This is a genomic window from Pseudonocardia xinjiangensis (genome assembly GCF_012911925.1).
GTDB classification, from domain to species: domain Bacteria; phylum Actinomycetota; class Actinomycetes; order Mycobacteriales; family Pseudonocardiaceae; genus Pseudonocardia; species Pseudonocardia xinjiangensis.
On sequence record NZ_JAAXKY010000242.1, the window covers coordinates 1 to 7,007 of the forward strand.

The 7,007-nt window shown below is 74.9% G+C and carries 6 protein-coding genes; 3 read left to right on the plus strand and 3 right to left on the minus strand.

The features are described 5' to 3' along the window. The 3 genes from HF577_RS35995 to mraZ form a co-directional block, all read right to left on the minus strand. A partial coding sequence (locus tag HF577_RS35995) for a hypothetical protein (RefSeq protein WP_169400474.1) occupies positions 1-695 on the minus strand: 695 nt, incomplete at its 3' end. 174 nt (positions 696-869) lie between these two features. Continuing rightward, entirely contained in the window at positions 870-1,853 is a 984-nt protein-coding gene (gene rsmH, locus HF577_RS36000; RefSeq protein WP_169400475.1) for a 16S rRNA (cytosine(1402)-N(4))-methyltransferase RsmH, read from the minus strand. Between the two features lie 164 nt (positions 1,854-2,017). Beyond that, positions 2,018-2,449 (minus strand): division/cell wall cluster transcriptional repressor MraZ, encoded by a 432-nt coding sequence (gene mraZ, locus HF577_RS36005; protein WP_169400476.1) that lies wholly within the window; start codon positions 2,447-2,449, stop codon positions 2,018-2,020. Positions 2,450-2,879: 430 nt separating this feature from the next. Between mraZ and HF577_RS36010 the strand changes: the two genes are divergently transcribed. From HF577_RS36010 to HF577_RS36020, 3 genes are all read left to right on the plus strand, one after another. Beyond that, on the plus strand, positions 2,880-3,854 hold the full coding sequence (locus HF577_RS36010) for an AAA family ATPase (RefSeq protein WP_169400479.1): 975 nt from the start codon (positions 2,880-2,882) through the stop codon (positions 3,852-3,854). Between the two features lie 46 nt (positions 3,855-3,900). Further along, the gene (locus tag HF577_RS36015) at positions 3,901-5,169 is read left to right on the plus strand and encodes a DUF58 domain-containing protein (protein WP_169400477.1); all 1,269 of its coding nucleotides are present in this window, start codon (positions 3,901-3,903) and stop codon (positions 5,167-5,169) included. 75 nt (positions 5,170-5,244) lie between these two features. Then, a partial coding sequence (locus HF577_RS36020; protein ID WP_169400478.1) for a transglutaminase family protein occupies positions 5,245-7,007 on the plus strand: 1,763 nt, incomplete at its 3' end.

A 7,007-nucleotide genomic window follows, 5' to 3' on the forward strand; every position in this document is an offset into this window, starting at 1 on the left:
GGACCGGCGGGCGGCGTCACGTCCTCCGGCGGCAGTGCCGCGGCCGCCGCATCGGGCGGCACCGGGGCGCCGGGAGGCACCGGGCCGACGGGGGACACCGGGGAGACGTTGCCTGCCGCGGGGCCTGCTGCGGGCGGCGCGGGGGCGACGGGCCTGGCCGGCGGGGTGGCGGCCTTCGGCTGACCGACCACGGTGACGGAGCCGTCCGGGGCCACCACCAGACGCGCGGAGTCCTGCACGGGCACCATGCCGAGTGCCTCGGCGCGGCGGGCCAGCTCGGGTGCCGACTCGAGGTCGGCCACCTCGCGGTGCAGCCGCTCGCTCTGCTGGCTCAGCGCCAGCGCCTGGTCGCGGGCGTCCTGCAGGTGGTAGGAGCCCGCGGCGGCCGCGGTGGACAACCACAGCGTCGCCACCAGCCCGACGGCGAGCAGCACCATCACCAGCAGCACGAACTGTGCGCGGTGCGGCGTGGCCGCGGTACGCGCGGGACGGGTGGCACCGCTGCGCCGCACCCGGTCGTCCCGGCGGGCGTACGCCTTCTCCGTCGACCGCGCGCTCTTCTGCGGGGCCGGCGCTCCCTCCCAGGCACGCGGCGCGGCGACGGAACCGCCGCGCTGGGCCGGGATGGTCGCCGTACGGGAGCGCGCCGCGTTGCGGGCCGCGGTGCGCGTGCGCTCACTGACCGGCGCGCTCATCCCTCGCCCCCGGCCTGCGTCTCACCCGTGGCGGACGATCTGTTCGCGAGCACGTTCTTCGCTCCCCCGTCTGCACCTGCCATGACGGCCCCTCCTCGCTGACGCCGTTCGCCCTGCCCGAGCCCGGCGACCGTGATCTCCCGTTCCCTGCCGCGGAGCTGCTCAACCCTCCACTTAGGACGCCACCTCCCGGATGCGCTCGGCGGCCCGCAGACGCACGGATGCCGCCCTCGGGTTGTCGCCGATCTCGTCCTCACCGGCCTGCTCGGCACCGCGGGTCAGCAGTCGTAGCTCCGGCCCGTGCCCGGGCAGCTCGACCGGCAGATCCACCGGTGTCCGGGAGGTCGACCGCACCGCCAGCTCGCGCTTGACGATGCGGTCCTCCAGCGAGTGGTAGGCGAGCACCACGATCCGGCCGCCGATGGCGAGGGACTCCAGAGCGGCGGGGACCGCCGTCTGCAGCGCGTCCAGCTCGCCGTTCACCTCGATCCGCAACGCCTGGAACGTCCGCTTGGCAGGGTGGCCACCGGTGCGCCGGGATGCGGCGGGGACGGCCTCGTAGAGCAGCTCGACCAGCTCGGCGCTGCGCAGCAGCGGGGCGTGGGCGCGACGGCGGCCGACGGCGGCCGCGATCCGCCCCGCGAAGCGCTCCTCGCCGTACTCGCGCAGGACCCGCGCGAGCTGCGGCACCGGGTAGGAGTTGAGGATGTCCGCCGCGGTGGGGCCCACGGTCGGGTCCATCCGCATGTCGAGGTCCGCGTCGCGGGCGTAGGAGAAGCCGCGCTCGTCGGCGTCGAGCTGGAGGGAGGACACGCCGAGGTCGAACAGCACACCGTCGACCCGGGGCAGCCCCAGCTCCGCGAGAACGTCGGCGATGCGGTCGTAGACCGCGTGCACGAGGTGGACCCGGTCGCCGTGGGCGATCAGCCGGCGCCCGGCCAGGGCCAGCGCCTCCGGGTCCCGGTCCAACCCGACCAGGGTGAGCTGCGGGTGCTCCGCGAGCAGCGCGGCGGCGTGCCCGCCGAGACCGAGCGTCGCGTCCACCATGACCGCCGGGCGGTCGGCGAGTGCGGGGCGGAGCAGCTCGGCGACCCGGGGCAGGGCCACGGGGACGTGCCTGGCCCCAGCCGGCCCGTTCTCGTGGTCGTGCTGCCCCACCGCACACCTCCCTGCCCCGTGTCGTCGAGCCCCCGCAAGGCCCGGGCTCCCCAGCCGGGCCACCGGCGATGTCCCCACCCGGCAGACCTGGCACCGGGGAAGGTGCGCCAGGGCTGCCGGGTGGGGACACCGCCGTGTCGATCCGCACCCGCGTCGTTCCCGGATCAGATGAGTCCGGGAAGCACCTCCTCCTGAGCCTTGGCGTAGGTGTCCTCGTGCTCGTCCTGGTACCGCTGCCAGGCCTCGGCGTCCCAGATCTCGGCGCGGGTGAAGGCGCCGATCACCACGCAGTCCTTGCTGAGCCCGGCGTAGCGGCGCAGCTCGGGGGTGATGGCGATGCGTCCCTGACCATCGGGGTTCTGCTCGTCGGTGCCGGAGAACAGGTTGCGCTGGAAGACCCGCGCCGACTCGCTGGTGAGCGGCGCCGATGCCACCTTGCCGGCCAGCTCCGCGAAGGCTTCGCGGGTGAACACGTACAGGCAGTGGTCCTGCCCCTTCGTGATCATCAGCCCGCCTCGCAGCTCGTCGCGGAATTTCGCGGGCAACGTGAGCCGCCCTTTGTCGTCCAGCTTCGGGGTGTAGGTACCGAGGAACATCGGCCCACCTCCACCCAGTGGCCCCGTTGTGCCCCAGCGATCACCACATTACCCCACTCTGCCCCACCGTCAACCGGAACGATCCGGCCGCTTTCCCGATCTGCGTCACAAAAGCCCAGGTCAGATGCGGTGGGGGAAGGTGGGGGGCACCGACCGGCCACCGCGGGAGCACCCGTCGTTCCGATCACGCAGGGTGAGAATTCGGAGCGAAATCACGCTCGGACTGCGCCAGTGGGGGTGCACGGGACCGCCGAAGGGGTGCTGTCGGGGCCACGCGTGTCGCGGGTGGGGCACAGTGGGGGATCAGTGGAGTACCCCATCGGGCAAAGTTGCCTACGGCCGTTTGACACACTGATCCCGTCTCGACGCATCGGGACCGACACGACGAGCGCGAGGAGGTCGGGTGACCGCGACGAGCAGCCGCACCGGCATGGAGGGTGACGGCGCAGGCCTCGCCGACGTCGCCGATCTGTGTGGCCGGATCGCGGCCAACATCCAGCGGGTGATCGTGGGCAAGCCCGAGGTGGTACGCGTCGCGCTGGTCACCTTGCTCGCCGAGGGGCACCTGCTGGTGGAGGACGTGCCGGGGGTCGGCAAGACCTCGCTGGCCAAGGCGCTCGCCCGGTCCATCGACTGCTCGGTCAGCCGCGTCCAGTTCACCCCCGACCTGCTGCCGGGCGACATCACCGGCATGTCGATCTACAACCGGCAGACCACCGAGTTCGAGTTCCGTCCCGGTCCGGTGTTCGCCAACATCGTCATCGCCGACGAGATCAACAGGGCCTCGCCGAAGACCCAGTCGGCACTGCTCGAGTGCATGGCCGAGCACCAGGTCACGGTCGACGGCGCCACCTACGGCCTGGCGAGCCCGTTCATGGTCGTCGCCACCCAGAACCCGATCGAGATGGACGGCACCTACCCGCTGCCGGAGGCCCAGCGCGACCGGTTCACCGCGCGCGTCAGCGTGGGCTACCCCGACCTCGCGGCCGAGCTGGCGATGGTCGACGAGCACGCCGCCTCCGACCCGCTCGACATCCTCCGCCCGGTCGTCGACGCGCGGCTCGTCCGCTCGGTCATCGACGCCGTGCGCCGTGTCCACGTGAGCCCCGAGGTACGCCAGTACTGCGTCGAGCTCGTCGGCACCACCCGCAGGCTCCCCGAGCTGCGGCTGGGCGCCTCCCCCCGGGCCACGCTGCAGCTGGTGCGGGCGGCGAGAGCGCAGGCGGCGCTGGCCGGACGGCATTACGTGGTGCCCGACGACGTGCAGGCCGTCGCCGTCCCCGTGCTGGCGCACCGGCTGCTCCTGGCCCCGGACGCCCTGGCCTCCCGCCGCACCGCCGTCGACATCGTCCGTAGCCTCCTGGGCCGGCAGGCCGTACCCGGGCCGGCCCGGCCGGGACTCTGAGCGGGGTGGGCCGGGGCGTGGTGGGTGGCGCCGGCGGAGCCGGCCCGTGAGCGAGCGGGCCGGGCGGTTCTCCGGCCTCACCACGCGGGGACGCTGCCTGCTCGCGGGTGGCCTGGCCACCGCGGCCTCGGCGGTGGCCCTCAACGAACGCGACCTGCTCCGCGTCGGGGTGTTCGTCGCCCTGCTCCCGCTGCTGGCCCTGTTCCTCGCGGCGCGGGCCCGCCGGCGCGTCCACGTCGAGCGCGAGCTCACCCCGGCCCGGGTGCCGGTGGGGTCGCCGGTGACCGTCGGGCTCCGGCTGCAGGGAGGCCCACTGCTCGGGGCGCTCCGGCTGGCCGACACGGCACCCGACGCCGCCGGCCCGCAGGCCGACGCTCCCCCACGGTTCACGGTGCACCGGCTGTCCAGCCGGGGCAGCGCCCTGCTCACCTACCCGCTGCGCCCGGTGCTCCGTGGCGTGCACCGCGTGGGCCCGCTCACCGGCACGGCGGGTGATCCGCTCGGGCTCGCGGAGTTCGAGCGCGAGCTCGCCCCCGCCGACCGGCTGCTCGTGCTGCCGCTCGTGGTTCCGCTCCGGGGGCTGCCTCCGGCCATCGGCGCAGGTGAGGGAACGCCGGGAGCGGCTCTCGCCCACCAGGGCCAGGGCGCGTCGGACGTCCTCATCCGCCCCTACCGGCAGGGCGACGAGCTGCGCCGGGTCCACTGGAAGAGCACGGCCCGCCACGACGAGCTGATGGTGCGGCTGGAGGAACGACCGTGGCGCGGCGGGATGTCGGTGCTGCTCGACCGCCGTGACGTCGCGCACCGCGGCCGCGGGGCCGACTCGAGCCTCGAGTTCGCGGTGAGCCTCACAGCCAGCATCTGCACCCACCTCCTGGCCCGCGGTGAGCCGCTGGAGCTCCTCACCGAGGACGGGGTGGTCGTCAGCGGGCCGGGCACCGGCTCCGGTCCCGAGCCGCTGCTCGACGCCCTCGCCGCACTGCGGCCCTCCGCCCGTCCCGACCTCGGCGGGCCGGAGCTCCGATCGGGCACCGACGTGCTGGCCGTGCTCGGTGCGCTCGCTCCCGGCCAGGTCGAGGCCCTGCTCGGACGCCGCACCGGCGGAGGCAACGCCGTGCTGCTGGACACCAGCACGTGGGACCCGGCTCTGCGCGGCAGGCGGGGCGGCGACGGAGACACCGCCGCCAACGCCGACGCCCTGCGCCGGGCCGGGTGGCACGTCACCGTCGCCGTCGCCGGGTCAACGCCCGACCGCGTGTGGAACGACCTCGTGGCCGGGGCGGCACCCGCCGCACTGCGGCCGGGATCGTCATGACGGCCGGCGCACCGGACCGCGGGGTGACCGGCCCCGCCACCGCCCCGGCGGCCATCGCACGCGAGGAGAGATGACGTGAGCACTTCGGTGCAGGGGCCGCCGGCCGCTCCGCCATCGGCCGCCCCCGCCGCGCCGCCCCCCGGGGCCACGGGCCGGGGCCTGCCCTGGATCGCCGCGCTGGGGTCCGGGCTGGCCGTGCTGCTCGCGGGTGGCCCGGTCACAGCCATCGTCCAGGGCGGCGCCTGGTTCGGCCACGCCGCTGCCGCCGTGGTCGCCGTCGTCGTCGTCGGCCTGCTGCTGCACCGCCTGGGCGCAGTGGTCGTCGCCGCCGGCCAGGCCGTGGCTGTTCTCGTCCTGCTCACCGTGCAGTTCGCCGACAACGGGATCCTCGGCGTGCTGCCCGGGCCCGCGGCGCTCGGGGAGTTCGGCGCACTCGTGTCCGGGGCCGGTCAGCAGATCGACACCGGCACCGCACCGGTGCCGGGCACCCCGGAGATCCTGTTCCTGATCACGGCCGCCTTCGGGCTGCTCGCCATCGGCGTGCACCTCGCCGCGGTGAGCGCGGGGGCGCCCGCCGCGGCCGGCGTGCCGCTGCTGGCCGTGTTCGCCGTGCCGGCAGCGCTGGCCGACAACCTCCTGCCGTGGTGGGCGATGGCCGCGGCCGCGGCCGGTTTCGGGCTCCTCCTCGTCGCCGGCTCCGGGTTCGGGCGCAGGCTCCCCGGCAGCGTCGCGATCGTCGCGGTGGCCGTGGTCCTCGCGATCGGCGTCGGAGCGGGCGCGAACTTCGTCGGCACCGCGGGCCGGTTCGACACCGGCAGCGGCGCGGGCGGGTCCGGCGGCTCGATCGGCCTCAGCCCGTTCACGGCGCTGCGCGGGCAGCTCGACCAGCAGAGCCCCACCGAGCTGTTCCGGGTCCGCGGGCTCACCCGGCCCACCTACCTGCGGGCGCTCACGCTGCGCCAGTACGTGCCGGACGCCGGCTGGCAGGCCACCCGGCCGGACCCGGGTGTCGCGCTGCCCGGCCCCGTCCAGACCCAGCCCGCCGTCCCCGGCGACCTGGCGAATGTCGAGATCGAGAACGTCGCCTTCCGCGACTACTGGCTCCCGCTCTACGGCGAGCCGCTCGACGTCGGCGGCCTGCCGGAGAACGCGTGGCTCTACGACCGCAGCAGCGGCACCGGCTACACCGGACGGCCCCGCGAGGAGGGTGGCTGGCGCGAGCAGACGTTGCTGCCGGTTCCCACGGTCGCCCAGCTCCGGCAGTCCTCGGGATCGTCCGGCGTCGGGCCGGAGTACCTCGACGTCACCGGCGTCGACCCCCGGGTGACCGAGATCGCCCAGCAGGTGGTGGCGGGCCGCACCGGCAACTTCGACCGGGCCATGGCGCTGCAGGACTACTTCGCCGGGCCCGACAGCCGGTTCACCTACAGCCTCCGGACGGCACCGGGATCGGGCGACGACGCGCTCGTCGAGTTCCTCACTGTCGGCCGATCCGGGTACTGCGAGCAGTTCGCGTCCGCCATGGCGGTGATGCTGCGGACCGTCGGCGTCCCGTCGCGGGTGGCCGTCGGCTTCACAGCAGGCGTCGACAACGGCCAGTACCGCTCGATCAGCACCTCCGACGCGCACGCCTGGGTCGAGGCCTGGTTCCCCGGCGTCGGCTGGACGACCTTCGACCCCACGCCGCTGACCGACGGCCGGACGATCGCGCCCCCGTACGTCCAGGAGGCCCAGGGCCCCGCGCCCGACACGGCGAACACCCCCGCCGAGCAGGACCTCAGCCCGGGGCAGGACCAGGCGCAGCAGGCGCCGCCCCCGCCCACCCAGCCGCAGGACCT